The sequence below is a fragment of the Hafnia psychrotolerans genome (assembly GCF_014639435.1).
Classification (GTDB): domain Bacteria; phylum Pseudomonadota; class Gammaproteobacteria; order Enterobacterales; family Enterobacteriaceae; genus Ewingella; species Ewingella psychrotolerans.
Genome location: NZ_BMFZ01000002.1, coordinates 179,556 through 201,293, shown reverse-complemented (window position 1 = coordinate 201,293; position 21,738 = coordinate 179,556). Strand labels below are relative to the sequence as shown.

Here is a 21,738-nt window from a genome sequence, read left to right as displayed (position 1 = left end):
CGACAGTTGTGTCGAAAACCGATGTCAGGCCATTTCGGCCACATAAGGGGCGATACCCAGCCCGGTTTGAAGCTGCGGCAAAAGCTGATGCAAACGGCAAACCGCCTGTTCAACCACCGGACTCATCGGGTAGTAAAACGCCACGACATCCGGCTGGATGCCGACAAACGTGATGTTCGGGATGTCCTCCCGCAGTTGCTGGATTAAAAACGTCAGCGGCAGGTTATGGGTGGTCATCATGAACATCTCGCCGATGTCATTTTCGTCGATAATCCTCATTTCGCCGGGTGCCAGCCCCATGTCGGTGGCATCGACAATCACCAGGTGGTCGGGGCGCAGTGCGCGTAGAAAACCGATGTCGTTTTCCGGCGCGGCGCCGCCGTCCACCACGGTCCAGTCGTTCAGCGGCTGTTCAGCGCACCGTTCTGCCAGCCTCGGGCCGGCACCGTCGTCACCCATCATGCTGTTGCCGACGCACAGCAGGGCATAGTGGGAAGGTAAATCAGGCATCGTATCTCCTGACCATCAGGTACATGGCGGGGTCGTTTTCGATTTGCTGGAGCAAGGCAATCAGCTGTTCGCTCCAGCCCTGTTGCTGCATGTTCATCTGCGGGCGGGCATCGCGCAGCGCCAGCGCCAGACAGTGCGTGTGACTGCGGTCGATATTAATTTCGCCAAAGCGCTGCACACCGGCCAGTTTGCGGCGCGCCTCGCTGTTTTCCGGCAGGCAATCTATCCATTGCCGGTAGCCCTCGAGGGGGCATTCGAGCCGGGATGTCAGACAGTCGATCACGCCAAGGTGATGGCCGATCGCCAGACTGTAATAAATCACTTCCTTTACCTTTTGCGAGCTGCGTTTCTGCGCGCTTTTCTCATCGACAAACTTGCTACTCAGCGAGTAGAAAATCACTTTGTTTTTATCGTACGGGCTGCCCGCGGGCTTCTGATGCCGGGCATAACGCTGGTCGTTGGCTGACGTCATCACAGATGAACCTCCCCACGCAGCACCTGCTGGTAAATCTGTTGCAGGTTGCCGACAATTTCGTTGAGCCGCATATCCCCTTGTTCATCGAGATACGCCGCCACGCGCTGTTCCACCGCTTGCGGGCCGGGCGCGGCGACCAGTTGCATAAACCGGTCGGCAATCTGGCGGCCATAGCGGTAACCGGCCATGCGCCGCGCTTCGCGGTCGAGCAACACGCGCAGCGGCTGCGGCAAATCGGGGTGCAATAGTGACGCCGGAAGCATCGCGGCATCATCGTGCTGTTGACCTTTGATTTTCTGATCGAGCAGGCCCAGCGCCATCGCAAAACCGTAAATCGTGGCGGCGGGTGTCGGCGGGCAGCCCGGGATGTACACGTCGACCGGCACGATTTTGTCGGTGCCGCCCCACACGCAATACAGGTCGTGGAAGATGCCGCCGCTATTGCCACAGGCACCGTAGGAAATACAGATTTTCGGATCCGGTGCAGAATCCCAGGCACGCAGCGCGGGGACGCGCATGGCGCGGGTGACGGCACCGGTGAACAGCAGAATGTCGGCGTGACGCGGTGATGGCACGACTTTGATACCAAAGCGCTCGGCATCGAACAGGGGTGAAATCGCGGCGAAAATTTCAATTTCGCAACCGTTGCAGCCGCCGCAGTCCACACGGTATACGTAGGCAGAGCGGCGGATGCTGGTGAGTAAGGTCGATTTTAATTTGGCGATGCTCTCGTCAACAGTGACGGGCACCGGCAGGCCATTTCCGTCACGCGGGCCGATCAGTGTCTGGCTCATGACTGCGCCTCCGTGGTCATATGACGGCCGATATCAATCCGGTCGGTGGATGAAAGACAGTGCAGTTTTTTGCAGGCCGGGCAGGTCTCATACTGCGCCCGGCGGTCGTCGATTTGCTGGTCACTCAGTGCGCCGTTCTCCTGTAACAGGCTGAGCGCGAAATCGATTTCCTTTTGCACGGCGTAAGGCTTGCCGCATTCATGGCAGTGGCAGACGGGAAAATCGGCGGTTTCGAACAAGTCCTCTTTGCGCCATACCGCCAGCTCGAATTCCTGTGAGAGCGTGATTGCCGCCGTCGGACAGACCTCCTCGCAGCGGGCGCAGAAAATGCAGCGGCCTAAAAATAGCGACCAGCGAATACTTTCGCCGTCTTCTGCCGTGGTCATGGTCAACGCATTGGATGGGCAGGCATTGGCGCAGGCACCGCAGGCGATACACTGCTGCGCGTTATATTGCGGTTTGCCGCGAAAATTCGGCGCCAGATCCAGCGGTTTAAACGGATAGGCCACCGTTGCCGTGCCGGTTTTTAGCACTTTTTTAATCAATTTCAGCATGATGAGCCGTTCCTTAAAGCGGCGAGTTTTTGCGTTCAATGCCGTAACGTTCGATCTCTTTGTAGGGCACGACGAGGGTCGTTTTCTTGCGGACATCGACCACCGTCATGCGGTCGGTGCAGGAATAACAGGGATCAAGGCTGCCGATGATCAGCGGTGCGTCGGACACGGTATTGCCGCGCAGCATGTAGCGTAGCGTCGGCCAGTTGGCGTAGGTTGCCGCACGGCAGCGCCAGCGAAATAGCTTCTGGTTATCACCGGTCATGCTCCAGTGAATGTCATCGCCGCGCGGCGCTTCGGCAAAACCCAGCGCAAAACGGTGCGGAATATAATTGAAGCCCTCGACTGCCAGCGGGCCGCCTGGCAAGCTTTGCAGGCCGAACTCGATCATGTTCAGCGAATTAAAGACTTCGTGGATGCGGACTTTCAGGCGGGAATAGACGTCGTTACCGGTTTCGCTGCAAATTTCAAACGGCAGCTTGGCGTACCCGGCGTAAGGATGATCCTGGCGCATATCGCGGCGGTGGCCGCTGCCGCGCACCATCGGACCGACGTTGCTGAAATCGCGCGCCACCTGTGGATCCAGAATGCCGACCCCGACGCTGCGTTGTTCGGTATTCGGCGTGCTGAGCAGAATATCCACCAGTTCATGCAGGTCACGGCGCATGCTGCCTGCCAACGCGATGGTGGCGATCATGTCCTCTTTTAGGATGTCGCGACGCATACCGCCAATCAGATTCATGCCGTAGGTTTTACGCGCGCCGGTGAGGATTTCAGCCATTTTCATGGACTGCTCGCGCACGCGGAAAAACTGCATAAAGCCGGAATCAAAGCCGACGAAATGACAGGCCAGCCCGAGGTTCAGCAAGTGGCTGTGCAGGCGTTCAACTTCCAGCAGAATCGAGCGGATCATCTGCGCACGTTCCGGCACCACGATCCCCATCGCATTTTCCACCGACGAGGTGTAGGCCACGCTGTGCGTAAAGCCGCAGATACCGCAGACGCGGTCTGACAGGAAGGTCACTTCGTTGTAACCCATGCGGGTTTCGGCCAGTTTTTCCATGCCGCGATGGACGTAGAACAGGCGGTAGTCGGCATCGATAATGTCTTCGCCGTCGACGAACAGACGGAAATGTCCGGGTTCGTCAGACGTGACGTGCAGCGGGCCAATCGGCACGATTTTGCTGCCTTCTTTGGCCTCGGAAATAAACGGGTAGGTTTCTTCATCGGTCGTTGGCGCGGGGCGCTGGCGATAATCCATCGAATCTTTACGCAACGGATATAAATCGTCAGGCCAGTCATCGGGCAGTACCAGACGGCGTTCGTCCGGCAATCCGACCGGGCGCAGACCGTACATATCCCGGACTTCGCGTTCGCCCCAGACGGCGGCGGGCACGCGTGGGGTCACAGAAGGGAACTCCAGCGAAATCGGATCCACTTCGGTGCGCACCGTGATCCAGCACTTCACGCCTTGCTCCATCGACAGCACGTAATACAACGCGTAATTGCCGCACAGCGTGCGTTCATCATTGCCGAACAGCACCGACAGCCAGCCGCCCTGCTGGTAGTACAGCCACTCGACCACTTCCGGCAACGCGTTCAGTTTGATGGTCACGGTTGCCTGCGTGTCGGTCTGCCATTCGCTGCCTAATATTGCCGACGGAAACTGCTTCGCCAGCGCGGCCAGATAATGTTTGCCGACCGGATTTTGGTTTAACGCAGTATTGAAATTACTCATTACAAAGCCTCTTCCCGCCGCAGCGGGACAAGAAAAATGTCAGGTCAGCCAGCGACCAGCCAGGACACCAGCGCCAGAAACGCCAGCCCAAAGCCCGCCCAGGTCGTGCGGGAGGTTTTAAGAAAGCGCAGACGGGCGACGCTGTTTTCGACCAGCGCCACCAGAAAAACGGCGATTAGAAGTTTCAGCAGGCACAACACCACGGCGATCAGCAGGTTCAGCGGCGTGATGTGTTGAGCCAGCCCGAACGGGAAAAAAAGACCGAGGAACAGCTGTAACACCACCAGCTGCTTCAGGCTGATACCCATTTTCAGCACACCCAATGCCGCGCCGGAATATTCGGTCAGCGGGCCTTCCTGCAATTCCTGTTCGGCTTCCGCCATATCAAACGGCAGCTTGCCCATTTCGATATAGGTGGCAAACGCGCAAGCCAGACCGGCCAGGATCAGCGTTAAGGAAGAGGACACCGGCCAGTGACGCACGCAGTCAGCGATTGCGCCGAGTGACGTTGAACCGGCCACCAGCGCCGCGACCCACAGGCCAAGCAGCAAAATTGGCTCGACCAATACCCCGAGCACCGCTTCGCGGCTGGCACCGATGCCGGTGAACGGACTGCCCGTATCCAAACCCGCGATGGCGAACACGAAGCGCACCACGGCGAACAGATAAATGACGGTGATCAGATCCCCGGCGGCACCCATCGGCGATGCCAGCGTGACCATCGGCAGGGCAGTCGCAATCACCAGTAATCCGCCGGTCAGCAGATACGGCATACTGCGAAACGCCGCGCCGGATGCCGCCGGAGCGACACTTTGCCGTTTCAGTAATTTGGCCATGTCGCGATATTCCTGTAACACGCCCGGCCCTTGCCGGTTGTGCATTCTGGCGCGCATCACGCGGCTGAAACCGGCAAACAGCGGCGCAACGGCCAGCAGCGCAATGGCCTGAATCAGCGCCAGCGGCCACAGCGCGTTACTCATCAAAACGGGAAAATTCATAGTCAGTTCCTCAGGCGAAAGCCACGACCAGCAACACGGCCAGTTCGATGAAAGCCAGACGACGGCAGAACGCCCCGAGCCAGCCCTGATGCAGCGAGGCCACCAGTGCGGCAGGCGTCGCGCACACTCGCAGACGGTACAGCGGCGCAAACATCACACGCAGCGGCTGGGCAAAACCGGTGGCGGTCACCACCATGTCAGGAGAATGACCATAGCCGCAGGCCCAGGCGTCGCCGCGCAGACGATTGGGCAGGCGGTTGCCTCGCAATAGGCTGGCAATCAGCCAGGGTAAGATCGGCATACCAAGCAGCAACAGGGCAATCATCGGCGCGGAGACGCCAGCGATACCGGAAACCACTGTGTCGTGAGAGGCAAACGGCATAAGCGGCGCATTGAGTAGCGAAGTCGCCACGGCGGAGAAATGCGGGATTACCCAGGGTGATGCGATACCGAAAATGACGCATAAAAGTGCCAGCAGCACGCTGCTTAGTGTCATCGGCAGCGGTGCCGGTGTGGCGTTTGCAGCGGCCTGACTGCGCGGTGCGCCGAGGAAGGTCACACCGAACACTTTGGCAATACACATCAGCGCCAGCGCACCGGTCAGCGCCAGACCGACCGCCAGCAGTGGCCCGAGCAGACGCGCAATCAACACATGACTGTTACTGAGCTGGAACAGTGACTGATACAGCAGCCATTCACTGGCGAAGCCGTTCAGCGGTGGCAGCGCTGCCATCGACATCAGGGCAATCAGCATCGCCACAGCGGTCCACGGCATCAGCCGGGCAATGCCGCCGAGTTTTTCCATATCCTTTATCCCGGTCTGCATTTCGACTTCACCGGCACCGAGGAACAGTGCGGTTTTGAACAGGCCGTGGTTGAACAGATGGAACAAACCGGCCAGCAGCGCGAGAGAAGCCAGCATCGGCAGATTCAACGCCACGCCGACCATTGCACCGCCCACGCCGAGCAGGATAATTCCGATGTTTTCCAGCGTGTGATACGCCAGCAGACGGCGGATATCGTGCTCCATCAGTGCGTACAGTCCACCGATAAACGCGGTCAGGATCGCCAGGAGTAACACCACCAGGCCCCACCAAAGTGGCGGTGCGCCGAGCAGATCCAGACCGACTTTTATGACACCCAGGATGCCCATTTTCATGAGGGCGGAAGAGAACAGCGCCGCGGCATGGGCCGGTGCGCTGGAATGCGATTGCGGCACCCAGGCGTGCAGCGGAATGATCCCGGCGTACAGCCCAAAACCGGTCAGCGCCAAGAGAAAGGCGACAGATTTCACGCCTGCGGTGAATTCTGTATGGCGCAAGACCTCAAAATTCACACTCCCGCTGGCGTGATGCAGCAGCGCAAAGGCCAGAATCAGGCACAGCGTGCCGAGACGACCACACAAAAACTGATTCAGACCGGCGCGACGGCTTTTCACCTCGTCGGTTTGCACGATCAGGAAATAGGCGCACAGCGCCGCCATTTCCATCATCAAAATCAGTTCAGTGGCATTGGCAGACACCGCCGATGCCGTCAGTGCGGCCATGAGCAGGTTACACCACAGGCCGGTGTGCGCACGTTTGCGGCGGTCCACACGCTTGAGCCATGCGCAGGCATACAGGCTGCAAAACAGTGCCGGGACTGACATCGCCAGCAGCAGCAAGCCGTTCAGTACACTGAACTCAGCGGTATAGGCAAGCACCGGTAAGGTGATGCGCTGTGCTGGCCCGCTGTGCAGAATCTGCAATGCGGCGGTGATGACCGCGAGTGAGGCCAGCATGCTGCCCGCGCCGGAGATCAGGCTGCTCAGGCGGGCGGAAGCCGCCACCAGCCAGCAGGCTATGCCGCTTAGCAGCCAGAGGATCAGCGCCAGCGCCAGCAGCGATGCCGGAGTCAATGTGAACAATGGGGTCATCATTTTTCCTCCGTGTCAGGTGCGGTAAAGGGGGGCAGTTCGACCGGAAGGTCGGCCGGAAAAACGTTCATGGCATTCAGGCGTTTTTGCTGGCTGGCGTGTTCAGACAGACCGGCGGTGACCAATCTAATGGCCTGCGTCGGGCAGGTAGTGATACACGCCGGGCCATCCGGGCTGAAGCTGCATAAATCGCACTTCACCGCCACGGCGCGGATGCCGGGAACGCAGTCGAGAAACGCGCTGATCGCACGCGGTGCGCGCGGGGCAGGCAGGGCTTTTGAGGTGTTGCAGTCGCGCGGGATATCCACCGGCGTGCTGCCGGAAAAAGTGATTGCGCCGAACGGGCAGGCGATGCCGCACAGCTTGCAGCTTACGCACAGACTTTCATTCAGATGAATAGCGCCGTTCTCGCGGGTGATCGCATTGACCGGGCACACCTGCGCGCAGGGCGCATCTTCACACTGATGGCACATCACCGGCGCGGAATCCAGACGGTTACGCATCACCTGCAAACGCGGTGCAGACTGTAAGCCGTAGCGTAGATGTTCTTGCGAACAGCTGGCCATACAGGTATTGCAGCCGATGCAGAGTTTCGCATCGGCTATCACATATTGATTCATGGCCGCTTTAACGCGCATGAAAACTCCTTTCTATTTCGTCAAACATGACGAAATCGGCACTTAACATGACATTTCGACACTTCTGTCGGAATTAATCCCATAGATAAAACGGCAGTTCAGTAGCCGTGGTGCTTATTTTCGGGATGCCGTAAAAATAATTTCAGGTTGAAACTCAGTCCTGAAGAAGTAATTTCTCTAATTGCGGTTGAATGGGTTGGTTGTTATGTAAAGAATCAAACAAACACTGATAAATAGCGGAGATTTTATTCAGGTAATGGTCTTGTACGGCCATTTTGTCGCGGATGTCGACGGTGCCGTCGAGAAGCCCATCTTCACTTAGTTTGGCGTGGGCAAAGGTTCTGAACACCGACGTTTCGCTGGCGGGTGCCATATTCAGACTGTAGACAACATCCTGACTGTAGAAATCGTCACTCAAATGAATGCTAACTGCAAAATGGTTAAATAACATGAAGCGAATATCCTGCTCTTCGCTACAGATAAACTCATGATTTACTTTCTTATTTGATGTGGTGATCGCCTGAACCAGGCTGTTCTTATAGCTGTGCCACTGTGATTTCAGATGATTGTTTTTACTGGCAATGTAATCCGCTTTACTGGTCAGTTCGCTGAGAGTGCTCATGGTGATTACCCGTTGTTGAGTTCTTTATGGGTGCCATTTCGACAGGTCAGATGACGACGAAAATAGGGCGCATAAGGCTCTATTCGCATAAAGCGTGCCAGGTGTAAGCGTTTTTTTTAAGTGTCTTAAAATCAATGTATTACATTTTTCTTGTGATTCCAGCTCCCGTTGCCGGGAAATATCGACATGTCGACGACAGATTATTTCGACACATATGACGGGAAACTATCGCTGCTTTATTTCCAATTGAGTGAACTCGTTTTTAATCCGTGTTTAAGTTCTGGCATTGATATTGCAATCATTTATTTATTGGCCTCCAATGAGAGCGGAAATAATGCACGAAATAACATTTTGTCAGAATGCGGTGGAAATAATGCAAGAGTTTGGGCAGCAAAATAATGCCCGGCGAATTACGGCGGTGTGGATGGAAGTCGGCGCATTTTCCTGCGTCGAGCCGGAGGCGTTGAAATTCTGCTTCGACCTGGTCTGTCGCCAAACGCTGGCTGAAGGCTGCGAGCTGCATCTTGACACGCCCGCAGCCGAAAGCTGGTGCTACGACTGTCGGCAGGATATTCACTTACTCAGCCCCGGCGTGTTGCTTTGCCCACAGTGCGGTGGCCGCAATGTGCGAGTGATTGCAGACGATGGTATGAAAATTAAACGTATTGAAATCGAATAACGGGCGTTCATTTGCCTGGGGAGAAAACTATGTGCAGTACTTGTGGTTGTGCCAGCGGCGAACTTCGGATTGAAGGCGTTAGCAGCGAACATTCTCATCATCATCCTCACGACGCTTCCTCGCATACTCATCCTCACACTCACGATCATTCGCACGGCCTGCCGTTTGCACCGCGTCGGCTGGTTGATATCGAAATGGATGTGCTGGCGAAAAACAATCATATCGCCGCCCATAACCGCGAGCATTTTGCGCAGGCGTCGATTCTGGCCCTGAATCTGGTGTCCAGCCCCGGTTCAGGCAAAACAACGCTACTGACCAGTACGCTGACCCGTCTTGCGCCGCAATTCGATTGCGCAGTGGTGGAAGGTGATCAGCAAACCACCAACGATGCCGACCGTATCCGCGCGACGGGCGTGCCGGCGATTCAGGTGAATACTGGCAAAGGCTGTCATCTTGATGCGCAGATGGTTCACGATGCGGTACATCAGTTGGCACCGAAAAACAACAGCCTGCTGTTTATCGAAAATGTCGGCAATCTGGTGTGTCCGGCCAGTTTCGATCTCGGTGAACGTCATAAAGTCGCTGTACTTTCCGTCACCGAGGGCGAAGATAAGCCGCTGAAATACCCGCATATGTTTGCGGCTTCCCACTTGATGATCCTCAACAAAATTGATCTGCTGCCGTACGTCAATTTTGACGTCGACACCTGCATTGCCAATGCGCGTCAGGTCAATCCTGACATTGAAGTGATTCAGCTCTCGGCGACGACCGGCGAGGGGATGGAACCGTGGCTGACGTGGCTGGAGCAGCAACAATGTGTATAGGTATTCCGGGACAAATCATCGCGCTACACGAACAGCAGCCCGATCACGCTTGGGCCGAAGTCTGCGGAATGCGGCGTGAAGTCAATATCGCATTGGTGTGTGGAAATAAAGAGCATGATGCGAGTCGTGAAGCGTTGATCGGTTGCTGGGTGCTGATTCACGTCGGTTTTGCACTCAGTAAACTTGATGAACAGGAGGCCAGAGAAACGCTGGCGGCGCTGCACGCGATGGCTGAAGTCGAAGCCGACGTCGCGATGTTCCTCGGCAAAGGAGAGACGAGATAATGCTTTTTGTTGATGAATTTCGTGATCCCAAACTGGCCAAAATACTGATTGAACGGTTGCATCAGCGAGCGGCAAAATTGCCCTATACCGCAGAAAAACCGATGCAGATAATGGAAGTCTGTGGCGGCCACACGCATGCTATTTTCAAATTCGGACTGGATAAATTGCTGCCGCCGCAGTTGGAATTTATCCACGGGCCGGGCTGCCCGGTTTGCGTTTTACCGATGGGGCGTATCGACGCTTGCTGTGAAATCGCCGCGCATCCGGAGGTGATTTTCTGCACTTTTGGTGATGCGCTGCGGGTGCCTGGAAAGCAGGGTTCGCTGCTGCAGGCACGCGAACGCGGCGCGGATATCCGTGTGGTCTATTCCCCGCTCGATGCGTTGAAACTGGCGCGTGAAAACCCGCAGCGCAGCGTGGTGTTTTTTGCCCTCGGTTTTGAGACCACGCTGCCGGTGACGGCCGTCACGCTGCAACAGGCGCGTCGCGAAAGCCTGACGAATTTCAGCGTGTTCTGCCAGCACATCAGCCTGATCCCGACGTTGCGCAGCCTGCTGCAGCAAGACGACGTGCGCATCGACGCATTTCTTGCGCCTGGCCACGTGAGCATGGTCATCGGCACCTCGCCTTATCACTTCATTAATGAACAGTTCGGCAAACCGCTGGTGATAAGCGGCTTTGAGCCGCTGGATATGTTGCAAAGCGTTTTGATGCTGGTGGACCAAGTTTGCGAGGCATCATGTAAAACGGAAAACCAATATCGTCGGGTCGTGCCGGAAGAAGGTAACCTGCTGGCACAGGACGCAATCCGTGATGTGTTTGCGCTTTCCGGCAGCAGCGAATGGCGCGGTCTGGGGCTGATTGAAGACTCAGGGATTTCGTTGACCACAGCTTATGCGGCCTTTGATGCTGAACGGCGCTACAGCCCGCAGGCGCAATCGGTCGCTGACGACCCGCGTGCACGTTGCGGCGAAGTGCTGACCGGGCGTTGCAAACCGCATCAGTGCCCGCTGTTTGGCACCGGTTGTACACCGCACAATGCCTTCGGCGCACTCATGGTGTCTTCCGAAGGCGCTTGTGCGGCGTGGTATCAGTACCGGTATCAGGAAACTCAACCAGTACAAAATCAAGAGAAACAGAAGGTAACAGGATGAGCGATCGCAATGAAGTCATCACGATGGCGCACGGCAGTGGCGGTCGGGCAATGCAACAGATGATCGAGCGGATGTTTCTCAGCGCATTCGACAACCCGTGGCTGAATGAACGCGAAGATGGTGCGCGGCTTAGTTTGGCTGATCTCAGCCGTCAGGGCGATCGCCTGGCGTTTACCACCGATAGCTATGTTATCGATCCGATTTTCTTCCCCGGCGGCAACATCGGGACACTGGCGGTGTGCGGCACGGCCAACGATCTGGCGGTCAGCGGCGCGACGCCAGCTTATCTTTCCTGCGGATTTATTCTCGAAGAGGGTTTACCGCTGAGTGACTTGCAGACAATTGTCAGTGCGATGGCGCAAACCGCGCGGGAAGCGGGCATAGCTATTGTGACTGGCGATACCAAAGTGGTTCAGCGTGGTGGGGCAGATAAAATCTTCATCAACACAGCGGGAATCGGCGTGATCCCGACGGCGGTGAGGTGGGGGGCGAAAATGATTCAGGCCGGTGACAAAGTGATCGTCAGCGGTACGCTCGGCGATCACGGCGCGGTGATCCTCAATCTGCGCGAACAACTGGGTATGGATCTTGGTGTGGGAAGCGACTGCGCCGTACTGGCACCGATGGTTGCGCCGCTACGGGCGCTTTCCGGCGTGCATGCGTTGCGCGACGCCACGCGCGGTGGGGTGAATGCCATTCTGCACGAGTTCAGCGAAGCCAGCGGTCTTGGGATTTGCATCGACGAAAATGCCTTACCGGTAAAACCGGCGGTACGCGGGATCTGCGAGCTACTGGGGCTGGAACCGTTAAATTTTGCCAACGAAGGCAAACTGGTTGTGGTGGTGTCGGCGCAAGTGGAAGAGGCCGTGCTGGCCATTCTGCGCCAGCATCCTCTGGGGGTTGATGCAGCCACCATCGGCGAGGTGACCGAGCATCCGCAGGTGTGTTTACGCGGTGCCCTGGGCGTCATCCGCCAGTTGATGTTGCCGCATGCGGAGCCGTTACCTCGGATTTGTTGATCTCGTCAGGGGATGGTCTGCTACAAAAGGGGTAGAATTTGGGTTATTGCCCTTTAGATGAAATGGTTGCTAATAAACCTATGTTACTGAAAAAAAAGTATCCAGAGCGAATGCTATGTCGAGTGCCACAATGAGCATCACAAAACATAAAGGACTACTGGAACTGACGCGTGTGCTGCTGCTGCAACAGACGATGGCATCACTGCTGGAAAGCTTGATGCAGGTGGTGCAGAGCGCGGGTATCGCCGAAGCCGTCACGCTGGTGCTGTTCGATAACAACAGCGACCGCGTTAGTTTCTACGGTATCGATCCGCATCATCAGCCGATCAATTATGAAGATGAAACGCTGCTGGCAACCGGGCCGGTACATACCCTACGGAACAACCCCAAAACGCAGGTCTGGCGAAGTGATGCGCTGAACTTGCGTTACCCACAATTGGCGGCGCTGAATCTGTACCCATCGTTTACGGACTATTGCCTGGTGCCTTTGTTGGCCACTTCCGGTCTGCTTGGCGGTTGCGAATTTACCCGTCAGCACCCACGTCCTTTTAGTGATGACGATCAAGCCGGTTTGCACGAACTCTGCATGCTGGCCGCCATCGCGGTAGAACAAATCCAGCTACGCGAAAATGCGTTGTTTCAGCAATCTCTGTTGCGCCACGAACGCGATGACTTTCGTATTCTGGTGGATATCACCAATGCGGTACTTTCCAAGCTGGATCTTGACGAACTGACCGGCGAAATCGCGAAAACTATTCATCATTTCTTCCATATCAACGCCATTAGCATTGTGCTGTGCGATGCTGATAAAGACAGTGAACAGGCTAGCGTTTACGCCACGCATTACCCACAGATGCACGTCGCCGAGCGGGAGCAATCACGCATGATGCTGGCCGGTTCGTTAGAACGGGAGGTGATGACCAGTGGCGAAATGTTGCTGACTAATCTACAGCCTTCCAAAGAGGATGAGAGCGAAGAGAGCACACTGTTCAAACTGCTATGGCAGGACCAAACCAAAACGCTGTGCATACTGCCGCTACGCTTTGGGCATAAAACGCTGGGTGTGCTGAAGCTGGCGCAGTGCCAGCCGGACAATTTCAACTCGGCTAATCTGCGGGTGTTACAGCAAATTGCTGAGCGCATTGCGATTGCGGTCGATAACGCGCTGGCCTATCAGGAAATCAAAAGTCTGAAGGAAAAGCTTCAACATGAGAATCTGTATCTGACTGAACAGATCAACAGTAATAACCCGGATTTTAGCGACATTGTTGGGCGCAGTTCCAGTATGTCAGCGGTGCTAAAACAGGTGGAGATCGTGGCGAAAAGCGACTGTTCGGTGCTGATCCTGGGTGAAACCGGTACCGGCAAAGAGCTGATCGCCCGCGCGATTCACAATCTTGGCGACCGCCGAGATCAGCGCATGGTCAAAATGAACTGCGCTGCTATGCCCGCCGGGCTGATGGAAAGTGATCTCTTTGGCCATGAAAAAGGCTCATTTACCGGTGCGACCGCACAACGTATGGGGCGCTTCGAACTGGCGGATAAAGGCACACTGTTCCTCGACGAGGTGGGGGAAATTTCTCTTGAGCTGCAACCCAAACTGTTGCGTATCTTGCAGGAACGTGAATTTGAAAGGGTGGGTGGCAACAAACTGATTTCAGTCAACGTGCGGATGATTGCGGCGACTAACCGCGATTTGCAGCAGATGGTCGCTGACAAAGAGTTTCGCAGTGACCTGTTTTACCGACTGAACGTTTTCCCGATTGTCATTCCACCACTGCGTGAACGCCCGGAAGATATCCCCCAGTTGGTGAAATTTCTCACCTATAAAATAGCAAAGCGCATGAAGCGTACCATCGACAGTATTCCGGCCAGTACACTACGTCATCTAAGCCAGATGCCATGGCCAGGCAACGTGCGCGAACTTGAGAATGTCATTGAGCGCGCTGTCCTGCTGACCCGTGGCACTGTTTTGGATCTGCAACTTCCCGAGCTCAATTATCCGCTGACGACCTTGCCGGTGGTTGAGCCTCTGGTGAGGTCTGGACCTGCTGCGCACCTCAGTGATGACGACGAACGCGACCGCATCATTGCGGTGCTGAAAGAAACCAACGGCGTTGTCGCTGGACCACGCGGTGCGGCGCAGCGTCTTGGGTTAAAGCGTACGACGTTGCTGTCCCGGATGAAGAAGCTGGGTATTGCCACACATTAACTGGCTGATGTACACACTGTTTCGGCCGACACCCCTGGCGGTTAAATACTGCCAGGGGTGGGGCTTACCGGAAAATATCCCGGCAGAGAGTCCAGAAGGTAAGGCGCGAGATAATCGATTCTGCACCCCAAGATAACGCAGTGCTTTGAACCGGTCATCGGTGATAACGCCTGGCACAATCAGCTTACGTTAATTTAACTGCTCTCTTCGCGGAGAACGACAATCCCGGGTTTTGAACTCACATATTCCATAAGCAGTGAGTCAACAACTTTCATATTTTTTGAAAGCGAGGATGCATTTCTGAACCACACTTTTCCGCCTTGCTTTATCACTATCCCAACATGAGAAACATCCAGCCCGTTAAGTGGTGTGTATATGCCAATAAAATCGCCCGCATCAAGCTTATCAAGCACCTTTTCGTTTACGGCATTACCTGGAATATAATGTATTACACGCGGAATAATACCGAGACCTGGAATGTATTCACCGCCTCCGGGTTTGCTGTTCAGCGTTTTGTTCACGGTGATGTAATGGGGGCTGACATCTCTGGTCACATCGACAGCGTTTCTGGGCGAGGTGGCGAACCAGTCAGAGAAAAAATGCTTTCTGCTGAGATAGTCAACATGACCGTTAACATATCGCGTTTTGACAAGGTTATTCTGAAACGTTTTCTGATCGCTTGCGCGAGACAGTGCCGCAACATAATCAATCAAAGTAAAACAGTCGACGCCATTAAAATCCGCAACCAGAATTTCTTTGGTATTTGGAGAGCCTATAAGTGTATCCGCACGGTATGGTGTACCTAGGAATGCCGACGATACAGACTCAATCATGAGACCGTGTTTTTGGTGCTTTGCTGGAATGACGCGAGTGTGAATAATCTCATTCACTTTTTCAGCAGTAGATGCGTCGATTTCAGTCTGATATTTCTGCCCGCCTGCTGAGCAGGAAGTCAAGCAGGCTGACATCAGTAATACAACAGGTATTTTCATTTGCCTTCTCCATAAGTTCTTCTCCTTCTGTTTAAGAATATCAGATTGCTGTTTGCTGAAATAAGTAATAGAGATTGGTTTATAAACGGTTAATGTAGGCTCAGGAAATAATGTTTTTTTGTGAATGTTGTCACAACATTCTAATGTTGAATAATCTGTTATTCTTTTATGAAAAACGGCGATAAATAGCTGCCATATCCTTAGTGATGAGATGTTTAAAAATATTAGAAGCCAACCCGGGAGTAAGTGCCCCTTAAGCAGGGGCATATCATCTGTCCGTGAGAATAATATAGTGGGTACTGAGGGGAATCCAATTCACCTGCTACTTTACTTTTTTTTATTCGTTGCTGTAAATAGGGCAACAACCCCATGTTGTTTGATCGTGACATGGTCGAAATATCGTTCTAAAGCGTCTTTTAAATCTTCACTGGAATCAGCGATGTTACAAAATATGCCTTTTTTGTTATAAATTTTCATTAAATATCGCCCAAACCCGTTGTGCTTGACGTCCTTACCTAAAATAGTGGCACCATGAAGGGTTCCCCCGTCTGTTAAAGCCTGTGATGCATGTTCAATTGCTTGTGCCTTTTCATGCATGTTTCCCCGCAAGCAATGCAATAAGTAATACATAGAAACCGTATCATACTGCCCTTTCTCACTGTCGGGTAATGGCATGAATATATCATGCTGTAAGATGTGATTTATTCGATGTGGACCGATCCGTTTTGTCGCGGAGGTAAGACTGTTTGGATTAAGGTCCATGAGAGTGATGTTATTCGTGTTATCAGTGATGTTGGCAAGATAATAACCTGTACCAACACCAATATCTAAATGCTTTGCTGCCATGTTTCGCCGGAAGTGATTAAGAAGGACATCCTGCGTATTGCAACGCCATGCGTAGGTATTTGATATATTAAGTACCCATGTGTCATACACTTTGAGAATGAGATGAGTATATATGCTTGCGCCTTTCTCATTGCTAGTATCCATTAGCCTGCTTCCTGTTTTTTATCTAAAATTCGTCTTTTAATGTAAACGATAAATGTGCAGAGAAAAAGTTCTTGATGTCTTAATCTTGTCTATGCAGAACAAGCCGTTGGCGATGCGTCGTCTTATTACTGTGTTCGTTCGCGAATTCTGATTCATTGGTGTCTGTCAAGTGCCGGGGAGTTCGCCCTCGTTTATGAATCGTTGACGTAACGCTGCTATTATCTTCTGCGCCGTAGATCATCAATAAGGTAGCCGTGAGGTTAACGCGATGGGGGATTATTGCGGGGAGGAATCTACTCAATCGAACGATGGCTGATGGTGTTGATTAAGCCGTGCCGACAGGGACTAAACAGAAATATAGAATCCAGGATATTGGAGCGGTAATGCAGGTTGAATTGAATAAAAGTGTCGGAGAGCGAATTTTACATGCCGTATTGTTTGAACTGATTGGTAATGTTCTTGTTACGCTTGTTGTGGCATATCTTCTACAGGTCTCACTACTTCAGTCCGGAACGCTGTCGATGATTTCTGCATTGATGGCCATGGTCTGGAACTACATCTTTAATAAGATTTTCGACGAATTGCAAAAACGCTACGCATTCGAGCGTAACTTCTTGATGCGGTTACTGCACGCCGTTGCATTTGAAGTCGGGCTGATTTTGACACTGACACCGGTAGTGATGATATTGCTCAATCTGTCCTTAATTAACGCGCTTATTGTCGAAATAGGGCTGGTGTTGTTTTTCCTGCCCTATACCATCATTTATAACTGGAGCTACGATTATATCCGAGGGCTTCTTGTGCGCAGGCAACGGCAGTCGGGCGCAATAGAGTAAAACTCTGTTCGTTACGTGTGATCCCGTCTGCCGTTTTTAGAGGCATGTCAAACGATGTAGCCGTAAGTCTCAGCGCAAGCCGGCTGGGAAATCTTTCGGCAACTCGCTGGCCGCGCAGTTGATAACCTCTTCGTTGTTTTCACCACAGTCGCGTACAAAGCTGATGGTAGCGAATTCATCGATGACTTCTGTCGGGTAAGCCGGGCCAGCGTCTCGCAACGCCTTCATTTCATCAATGTGGTCGTTCTGGAAGCAGACGGTTTTTTCAGGATTGTTCATCACCCAGCGTGGGAAGAAGATCGTGCCATGGAATACCTTGTCAGCCAGATTGGCGGTCAGGCTAACGTCGGTACCGGTAGGTTCAGTCCAGGAGATTTTATAGACATCCTGACCGACGCGCACAATGTATGCCAACTGGTCTTTTACCCAACGGTTTCCAACCAGCCCGCTGTGAATACGGTAGTCGAGCGTGGTGGCATTTTTGACATAAAGTTCATAGTTCCAACCGTTGTCATAGGTGTAAATCAGATGTTTGCCAACGAAACCGCTCAGGTCATGTTTATCAAAGCTGTTCATGTATTTCTCCTTGAAGTATCTATTTGCTGTCGATGAAATGATCCTACTCTTCCATTTTTTAAATAAAAAACGCTTATTTTTGATAAAATACATCTAAAATTCAGATGTATTTGGGGCGTATTTACAGAGATACCTTTTAGGGAGAGGCTGATGGGCGTACCGCAAACCACGCTAGAGCAATGGTTCGTTTTGCAGACGGTAATCGAGAAGGGGGGATATGCGCAGGCGGCATTGCATCTGCATCGTAGCCAGTCTTCGGTCAGTTACGCTCTGAGCAGTTTGCAGGAGCGGCTTGGTTTACCCTTGTTGGAAATTGCTGGCCGCCGCGCGGTGCTTACTGAGCAGGGGCAGGCGCTGTTGGCGCAGGCCCGACCGCTTATCATGGCATTTATCCAACTGGAGCAGCGTGCTGCAGGGTTGACAAATGGAGAGCGTACGCAGTTGAGCCTGGTGGTAGACAGCGTTTTCCCAAAGCGTCAGCTGTTTTCTGCGCTAAAGATTTTTCAGCAGCAATTCCCACAAACGCAGGTACATCTCACTGAGATTCTGCGAACGGAAGATGCACGCCAGCTTTCCGAGCGGGCGGCTGATGTGTATATCACCACGCTGGCGCCGGAAAATGCTCTCAGTGGCCATTGGCTGTTGGACGTAGATTTTATTCCGGTTGCGAGCAGCAAACATCCTTTATTGCAGTTGTCAGCAAGCCTTTCGGGTGCTGATCTGGCACGCTTCCCTCTTATTACCATTGCTGACCGTGACGCGCCGCGCCGGGAAAAGCAACGGCTGGACGCCGCCAGCAGTTGGACGTTTACTACGGTTGAAGCCGCAGTGGATGCCATCTCTGTCGGCGTAGGTTACGGCTGGATGCCGCTTGAGAGAGTCAGGAGTGCGCTAGATAACGGCGTGCTGTGCCGGTTGCCGCTGGCGGCGAAAACGGTGCGCCAGACGCCCCTGTATCTTAGATTTGGCGCGGGTTCCAATACGATCGACCACACAGTGAGTACGCTGGCGCAGATTGTGATGCAGGAAATTGCTGCTACATCGCAATGAGCCTTTACTCGCCAGCGTCAGTGAAACCCGCTTTTAGCGCTGCTATGAACCTGTTTTGCAATCGCGCAAGATGTCCAACTGCGGATCAAGTTCGGAAGTCTGCACGTTCATCGCATCCAGCACGGTATGAAACAGGTTATCTTGAGACACCTCTGCGTTAGCTCCTTTTTGTTTCAGGCATGACAAATTGATGCCGTTAGCTTTGATATAGCCGGGCGATAACCAGAACAGCATCGGGACATGCGTCTGCTCGGCCGGAGCGAGGCCGTAAGGTGTGCCATGCAGATACAGGCCATTCTCGCCCAGGGATTCGCCGTGATCAGACAGGTAGATCACCGCCACGTTATACCTGTCCTGATATTGCTTTGCCTTTTCAATGATTTGTGACACCACATAATCGGTATAGCGCAGAGTGTTGTCATAGGTATTGTTCAACTGCTCACGCGAGCAATTCTCGATGTCGCTACGCGGACAGTCCGGCATAAAAGTGCGGAATTCTGGCGGGTAGCGTTTGAAGTAGGTTGGACCGTGGCTGCCAACCAGATGCAGGCCAATCAGGGTATTTTTACCCTCGTTTTTAATATCGGCATCGAGGTTGTTCAGTAATGCCATGTCATAACAGGTATCACCGTCGCAATACTTGCCATCTTTAGCGGTGCTGATGATCTCATTCGGCACTCGGTCACACACACCTTTACAACCTTCATCATTGTCTTTCCAGAAAACGGAAACCCCGGCTTTCTGTACGATGTCCAGTACACCTTCGCTGTTACGGGCGCGATTATTGTCGAAGTCTACCCGCTTCATGTTTGAGAACATGCAGGGAACGGATACTGCCGTCGCCGTTCCGCACGAGCGGGTATGGCTGAAATAGACGACATCCGACACTTTTTGCGTGAATTCATTGGTTGGTTTGTCGTAGCCGCTGAAGGATTGATTTTGCGCGCGCGCCGTTTCGCCGACAACCAGGAACAGTAGGGTCGGTTTCTGGCCCGGTTGCTGAATCAGTTTTGCGTCATTGCCTATGACCTGAAAAGGTCCCGTGTGGGTAAAGTAGCGATGGTTATAGTACTGGAAGGTACTGTACAGGTAGTTCGTTGGCACAATTTCAAGGTTAAGCGTGCGGTTATTCCGCCCCACTGACGCATAATCTTTGTAATAAACCCCGGCAACCGCAGCTACCACCAGCAGGGAAAGCACCATGGATAACAGGCGAACCCCCAGACGGTGAAGAACGCTTTTTTCGTATTTTACCGGCGTAAAGGACAGCCAGACCGCAGGCAATACGCCGCTCACCAAGAACCATAGCACGACCGAAATATTCAGGTATGACGTGGCTTCACTCTGTTGCGTTTCGACGATGTTATCTATCATTCCGCGATCAAAAATGATCTGATATTTGTACATCGCGTAACTGGCCAGTGCGCTGACAGGCAAAATGATAATGAAGAAAGGTTTAAGTAATGGTCGAAAACTGAAGGGCGTGAAAACGACATTCAGTGCCGCAAAGAGCACCAGCGGGATAGTGATGGCAAAGCCGATACTAAAGGCTGTAAGCGCGTGAAGTATGTGGTAGAAATGCAATAAAATCGGCAGATTAACGATGAAGGTAAAGTAAAGGCTCAAGAGTAAAGTCAGAGAAAGATAACTGACTTTAGGGAGGGATTTGCGCAAGAATAACTCCAACTAAAAGGCAATTCGCTGAATGAATTAACAGCCAAAGCGGACGCTCAGGTAACACATGGGCTAATAAAGCCAGGATGGCGGGGATCTTAATCGCGCAAGCTTAAGAAAGCCTTAATCCTTGAGCGCGGATCCTGAGGAGAAAGAAAGTTCATAAAAGAAATAAAATATAAAATAGCAACTAAGTTGTTTGCTCAACGTATGCTGAGGCATGTATACACAAAATGGTCAGATCAATGGACCAGTATACACTTCTACGTGCTCTCTGAATGCCTCTCTGTTTTTTCAGCGCGATTTCAATTTTTTGTCGATTTTCCTTCTGTGAAGGCGATCACTGATGCCTATTTTTCGGGTGTCTGGGGATTTTTGCGTTGATTTCAAACACTGCTATTGTGGCAAGTAACTCGGTTATTGCCCCCGGTGCTACTCTTGGTGCCAATGTCCGTATTGGTGCATTTTGCGTCATAGAAGCGAATGTCGTGATCGATGAAGGTTCGGTGATTGCCTCACATTCGGTGATTAGTGGGCATACTCACATTGGGCGCAACAATATTATCGGCCAGTTTGCGTCGATCGGCGAAATCAATCAGGACCTGAAATTCCGGGGCGAACTCACCAGCGTGGTGATTGGTAACGACAACCAGATTGGCAAGAATTCCACCATTCATCGCGGTACCCAACAGGGTGCGCAAAGTACCCGGATCGGCAACAATAACCGCTTGTTGTGCAATGTGCATATTGGACATGATTGTGTGGTGGGAAATTCGATATCGATTGGTGACAACACCGGGCTTGCCGGGCATGTTGTGGTCGGCGATTTCGCCAGGATTGGCTCGATGTGCGCGATTCATCAATTTTGTGTGATGGGTCAGTGGGCCTTGATAGCCGATCAGTCCGGCGTCGTGCAGGATGTTCCACCCTATGTCTGCGCCAGCGGTAACCATGCGGTACCGGAAGGGTTTAATGCCCTGGCGCTGCCCTTTTTGAACGCTAATCCGTCGCTCAAGGGGATATTGTTGTCAATCTACGCCCAGCTGTTTCATGACCGCGTGCCGATTGAGGATGTGAAATCAGAGGTCCTGCGGCTTAGTGCAGGCTATCCGTTACTGTGCTGTTTCAATGAGTTTTTCCGTCTTTCGACGCGCGGGATCATTAGTTAACTTTACGCTGGGCCTCATCCACAAAAGAGCGGAAA

Annotated in this window: 23 protein-coding genes; 10 read left to right on the top strand and 13 right to left on the bottom strand. The window is 53.1% G+C overall.

The features are described from left to right. Positions 1–24 precede the first annotated feature (24 nt). From hycI to hycA, 9 genes are all read right to left on the bottom strand, one after another. Positions 25–510, bottom strand: a complete 486-nt coding sequence (gene hycI, locus IEV89_RS04075; RefSeq protein ID WP_188470691.1) for a hydrogenase maturation peptidase HycI — start codon at positions 508–510, stop codon at positions 25–27. Further along, a complete protein-coding gene (locus IEV89_RS04070) occupies positions 503–982 on the bottom strand; it encodes a formate hydrogenlyase maturation HycH family protein (protein WP_188470689.1) in 480 nt (159 codons plus the stop codon). The genes hycI and IEV89_RS04070 overlap by 8 nt, the downstream gene beginning before the upstream one ends. Further along, positions 982–1,779, bottom strand: coding sequence for an NADH-quinone oxidoreductase subunit B family protein (locus tag IEV89_RS04065; RefSeq protein WP_188470687.1), 798 nt, complete (start codon positions 1,777–1,779; stop codon positions 982–984). The genes IEV89_RS04070 and IEV89_RS04065 overlap by 1 nt, the downstream gene beginning before the upstream one ends. Next, positions 1,776–2,333, bottom strand: coding sequence for a formate hydrogenlyase complex iron-sulfur subunit (locus IEV89_RS04060; protein WP_188470685.1), 558 nt, complete (start codon positions 2,331–2,333; stop codon positions 1,776–1,778). The genes IEV89_RS04065 and IEV89_RS04060 overlap by 4 nt, the downstream gene beginning before the upstream one ends. Positions 2,334–2,346: 13 nt before the next feature. Continuing rightward, positions 2,347–4,071, bottom strand: coding sequence for a hydrogenase large subunit (locus IEV89_RS04055; RefSeq protein ID WP_188470683.1), 1,725 nt, complete (start codon positions 4,069–4,071; stop codon positions 2,347–2,349). A 44-nt stretch (positions 4,072–4,115) separates the two neighbouring features. Next, positions 4,116–5,069 (bottom strand): respiratory chain complex I subunit 1 family protein, encoded by a 954-nt coding sequence (locus IEV89_RS04050; RefSeq protein WP_188470681.1) that lies wholly within the window; start codon positions 5,067–5,069, stop codon positions 4,116–4,118. Positions 5,070–5,079: 10 nt separating this feature from the next. Next, positions 5,080–6,984: a proton-conducting transporter transmembrane domain-containing protein gene (locus IEV89_RS04045; RefSeq protein ID WP_188471338.1), complete on the bottom strand. Its 1,905-nt coding sequence runs from the start codon at positions 6,982–6,984 to the stop codon at positions 5,080–5,082. Beyond that, complete coding sequence (locus tag IEV89_RS04040; protein WP_188471336.1) at positions 6,984–7,604, bottom strand: 4Fe-4S dicluster domain-containing protein; 621 nt, start codon at positions 7,602–7,604, stop codon at positions 6,984–6,986. Before IEV89_RS04040 ends, IEV89_RS04045 begins: the two co-directional genes overlap by 1 nt. A 172-nt stretch (positions 7,605–7,776) precedes the next feature. Continuing rightward, complete coding sequence (gene hycA, locus IEV89_RS04035) at positions 7,777–8,244, bottom strand: formate hydrogenlyase regulator HycA (RefSeq protein WP_188470679.1); 468 nt, start codon at positions 8,242–8,244, stop codon at positions 7,777–7,779. Between the two features lie 186 nt (positions 8,245–8,430). Between hycA and IEV89_RS21630 the strand changes: the two genes are divergently transcribed. From IEV89_RS21630 to flhA, 7 genes are all read left to right on the top strand, one after another. Beyond that, positions 8,431–8,643 (top strand): hypothetical protein, encoded by a 213-nt coding sequence (locus IEV89_RS21630; RefSeq protein WP_229746393.1) that lies wholly within the window; start codon positions 8,431–8,433, stop codon positions 8,641–8,643. Then, on the top strand, positions 8,579–8,923 hold the full coding sequence (gene hypA, locus IEV89_RS04030; protein ID WP_188470677.1) for a hydrogenase maturation nickel metallochaperone HypA: 345 nt from the start codon (positions 8,579–8,581) through the stop codon (positions 8,921–8,923). The genes IEV89_RS21630 and hypA overlap by 65 nt, the downstream gene beginning before the upstream one ends. Positions 8,924–8,952: 29 nt before the next feature. Continuing rightward, positions 8,953–9,747 (top strand): hydrogenase nickel incorporation protein HypB, encoded by a 795-nt coding sequence (hypB, locus tag IEV89_RS04025; RefSeq protein WP_188470675.1) that lies wholly within the window; start codon positions 8,953–8,955, stop codon positions 9,745–9,747. Continuing rightward, positions 9,738–10,031 carry a HypC/HybG/HupF family hydrogenase formation chaperone gene (locus IEV89_RS04020; RefSeq protein WP_188470673.1) on the top strand — a complete coding sequence of 98 codons (294 nt, stop codon included), beginning with the start codon at positions 9,738–9,740 and terminating at the stop codon, positions 10,029–10,031. The genes hypB and IEV89_RS04020 overlap by 10 nt, the downstream gene beginning before the upstream one ends. Next, positions 10,031–11,185: a hydrogenase formation protein HypD gene (gene hypD / locus IEV89_RS04015; protein ID WP_188470671.1), complete on the top strand. Its 1,155-nt coding sequence runs from the start codon at positions 10,031–10,033 to the stop codon at positions 11,183–11,185. The genes IEV89_RS04020 and hypD overlap by 1 nt, the downstream gene beginning before the upstream one ends. Then, positions 11,182–12,204 carry a hydrogenase expression/formation protein HypE gene (gene hypE / locus IEV89_RS04010; RefSeq protein ID WP_188470669.1) on the top strand — a complete coding sequence of 341 codons (1,023 nt, stop codon included), beginning with the start codon at positions 11,182–11,184 and terminating at the stop codon, positions 12,202–12,204. The genes hypD and hypE overlap by 4 nt, the downstream gene beginning before the upstream one ends. A gap of 115 nt (positions 12,205–12,319) precedes the next feature. Next, positions 12,320–14,416: a formate hydrogenlyase transcriptional activator FlhA gene (flhA, locus tag IEV89_RS04005; protein ID WP_188470666.1), complete on the top strand. Its 2,097-nt coding sequence runs from the start codon at positions 12,320–12,322 to the stop codon at positions 14,414–14,416. A 194-nt stretch (positions 14,417–14,610) separates the two neighbouring features. On the opposite strand, the gene IEV89_RS04000 is transcribed toward flhA, so the two are convergent. Continuing rightward, the gene (locus tag IEV89_RS04000; protein ID WP_188471334.1) at positions 14,611–15,408 is read right to left on the bottom strand and encodes a DUF1460 domain-containing protein; all 798 of its coding nucleotides are present in this window, start codon (positions 15,406–15,408) and stop codon (positions 14,611–14,613) included. A 327-nt stretch (positions 15,409–15,735) separates the two neighbouring features. Beyond that, complete coding sequence (locus tag IEV89_RS03995; protein WP_188470664.1) at positions 15,736–16,398, bottom strand: class I SAM-dependent methyltransferase; 663 nt, start codon at positions 16,396–16,398, stop codon at positions 15,736–15,738. A 383-nt stretch (positions 16,399–16,781) separates the two neighbouring features. Here IEV89_RS03995 and IEV89_RS03990 point away from each other — a divergent pair, with 383 nt between their 5' ends. Next, positions 16,782–17,234: a PACE efflux transporter gene (locus tag IEV89_RS03990; protein WP_188470662.1), complete on the top strand. Its 453-nt coding sequence runs from the start codon at positions 16,782–16,784 to the stop codon at positions 17,232–17,234. A 69-nt stretch (positions 17,235–17,303) separates the two neighbouring features. Here IEV89_RS03990 and IEV89_RS03985 read toward each other — a convergent pair whose 3' ends face one another. Next, positions 17,304–17,810, bottom strand: coding sequence for a phenolic acid decarboxylase (locus IEV89_RS03985; RefSeq protein WP_188470661.1), 507 nt, complete (start codon positions 17,808–17,810; stop codon positions 17,304–17,306). A 150-nt stretch (positions 17,811–17,960) separates the two neighbouring features. On the opposite strand from IEV89_RS03985, the gene IEV89_RS03980 reads away from it, so the two are divergent. After that, complete coding sequence (locus tag IEV89_RS03980) at positions 17,961–18,860, top strand: LysR family transcriptional regulator (protein WP_188470659.1); 900 nt, start codon at positions 17,961–17,963, stop codon at positions 18,858–18,860. 42 nt (positions 18,861–18,902) lie between these two features. On the opposite strand, the gene IEV89_RS03975 is transcribed toward IEV89_RS03980, so the two are convergent. Further along, positions 18,903–20,534, bottom strand: a complete 1,632-nt coding sequence (locus IEV89_RS03975) for a phosphoethanolamine transferase (RefSeq protein WP_188470657.1) — start codon at positions 20,532–20,534, stop codon at positions 18,903–18,905. Between the two features lie 380 nt (positions 20,535–20,914). Between IEV89_RS03975 and lpxA the strand changes: the two genes are divergently transcribed. Beyond that, positions 20,915–21,703, top strand: a complete 789-nt coding sequence (gene lpxA / locus IEV89_RS03970) for an acyl-ACP--UDP-N-acetylglucosamine O-acyltransferase (protein WP_188470655.1) — start codon at positions 20,915–20,917, stop codon at positions 21,701–21,703. Positions 21,704–21,738 lie beyond the last annotated feature (35 nt).